At 40.6% G+C, this 1,082-nt stretch carries 1 protein-coding gene; it reads left to right on the top strand.

Annotated elements, in window-relative coordinates; all coding sequences use genetic code 11:
* A partial coding sequence (manA, locus tag AB4653_RS13520; RefSeq protein ID WP_372071594.1) for a mannose-6-phosphate isomerase, class I occupies positions 1–752 on the top strand: 752 nt, incomplete at its 5' end.
* Between the last annotated feature and the right edge of the window lie 330 nt (positions 753–1,082).

Here is a 1,082-nt window from a genome sequence, read left to right as displayed (position 1 = left end):
AAGCGATGAATGGCTTTCGAGAATTTAATGAAATATTAGGTTTGTTCAGAAGATTAGACTCTAGCGTGCTCGCTGGCTTGATTGAAGAGTTTGGGACCCACCTTGACTCTCTAGGTTTAGAAGCGTTTTTCCGTGATCTATTAACGCTTAATGACCAATGTAAACATCAAGCGCTAGAGCAACTTCTGACTTACGCAGAGGCTCACCAAGATCAAACAGAATTTGCATTGATCATTGAACTTAGCCATCAGTACCCGAACGATATCGGTCTGTTTTGTGTTCTGCTGCTTAACTTGATCACACTAAAGCCAGGTGAAGCGATGTATTTGAATGCGAACACTCCGCACGCTTACATTAAAGGTACCGGGCTTGAGATTATGGCAAATTCAGACAACGTGCTACGAGCAGGTTTAACGCCAAAACACATTGATGTCGCTGAGTTAGTCGCCTGCACAAAATTCACGCCAATTCCGTTCGAAGGCTTGTTGTTAGAGCCATCAAAACTGGGTAAATGTGATTGTTATGATATCCCGGTCAGTGACTTCAATTTCAATATCTTTCATCGTCCTCATCAAGAAGAAGTTATCACAAGTGGCGCTGAAATTTTAATGGCAATAGATGATGACCTAGTGCTAATGAGTCAGAAAGGCGAGCACTTAACCCTCACCAAAGGGCAATCGGTATTTATCCCAGCCTATATTGGTCACTACGAATTGAGCAGCAACGGCCGAGTGGCTAGGGCGTTTAATTAGCGAAGTAGCTGTATTCGGGTAGTTCACTTTTGATTTGTTGATACGAAGGCACTGTAGTTTCGTGTTTTAAACGACAAAAAAACCTCAACCCGTTAGGTTGAGGTTTTTTTGTGCTTGAAGAATGTAGGTGAGGTGTGTTTTTTTAGTTTCTTCTTTATTTATGCTTAGGTATTGACCTAGCCCTTACCCTACAACGCTTCCAATAAATTCAACCAATTAATGGGTATGTTATTAGTTTTCTTGGTTTTTTTCTAAATGGAGAACTAACGTAAGAATATTGGATTGATCTTTATCAGCGTGAGAGTTTCATTGATCCAAATCAATACTCAA

It is taken from the genome of Vibrio sp. 10N.222.48.A3 (genome assembly GCF_041475345.1).
Classification (GTDB): domain Bacteria; phylum Pseudomonadota; class Gammaproteobacteria; order Enterobacterales; family Vibrionaceae; genus Vibrio; species Vibrio tasmaniensis_A.
The sequence above is the reverse complement of the archived record's forward strand: the minus strand, read 5'-3'. Positions and strand labels throughout refer to the sequence as shown.